This window comes from Ciceribacter ferrooxidans (assembly GCF_004137355.1).
Lineage (GTDB): Bacteria > Pseudomonadota > Alphaproteobacteria > Rhizobiales > Rhizobiaceae > Allorhizobium > Allorhizobium ferrooxidans.
The window spans coordinates 1-257 of sequence record NZ_SDVB01000418.1; the positions used below are offsets into that span (position 1 = coordinate 1).

Annotated in this window: 1 protein-coding gene; it reads right to left on the bottom strand. The window is 64.2% G+C overall.

Annotated features, from left to right (window positions below; genetic code table 11):
- Positions 1 to 257, bottom strand: a 257-nt coding sequence (locus EUU22_RS24455; protein WP_165351292.1) for an NnrS family protein, incomplete at both ends; no start/stop codon positions are given.

Below are 257 nucleotides of genomic sequence, written 5' to 3' on the forward strand. Positions count from 1 at the left end.
AGAGCAAATTGGCCACGCCCAGGCCCAGCGTAAGAAGGGGCAGGCCCTGGTTGCGGCGGCTCTTGCCCTTGATCGTGACGCGCAACAGACAGATGGCGGCAATACCGAAGAACAGCGTTTCGGCCGCCAGCGCAATGTAAAACGCCGTGATACCCCCAGCCAAGTAACCGATGCGGGCAACGACCCACAGCACCGCCAGCGCGCCCAGGCCGGGGCCTTTGAGCGGGTTGAAACCCGTCCAGGTAGCGCTGGCGGTA